The organism is Pseudomonas sp. SIMBA_067, assembly GCF_046534675.1.
Classification (GTDB): domain Bacteria; phylum Pseudomonadota; class Gammaproteobacteria; order Pseudomonadales; family Pseudomonadaceae; genus Aquipseudomonas; species Aquipseudomonas putida.
This window is the reverse complement of record NZ_JAWRYH010000759.1, coordinates 1-258: the sequence shown is the minus strand read 5'-3', so window position 1 is coordinate 258 and position 258 is coordinate 1. Positions and strand designations below refer to the sequence as shown.

Annotated in this window: 1 protein-coding gene; it reads left to right on the top strand. The window is 61.2% G+C overall.

Translation table 11 applies throughout. The features are described from left to right. Positions 1-258: exonuclease SbcCD subunit D C-terminal domain-containing protein (locus SB765_RS31210; protein WP_410932704.1), on the top strand; the 258-nt coding region annotated here is incomplete at both ends.

Here is a 258-nt window from a genome sequence, read left to right as displayed (position 1 = left end):
GCCACAGCCGGACCTGCGCCAGCAAATCGAAACCGCCCTGCAAGGCAAAGCCGTGCGCCTGGTACGCATCGCCGCCGAATACGCAGGTGTGGGCAACCGCGAAGACCGCGATGAAGAGCGCCTGGTTGAACTCGACCAGCTCACGCCTCAGGAACTGTTCAGCCGCGCCTGGCAGGACAGTTACGGCAGCGAAGTGGATGAACAGACCTTGAAGGATTTCGCCGTGCTGCTCCAGGAAGTGCAACAGGAGGATGAACA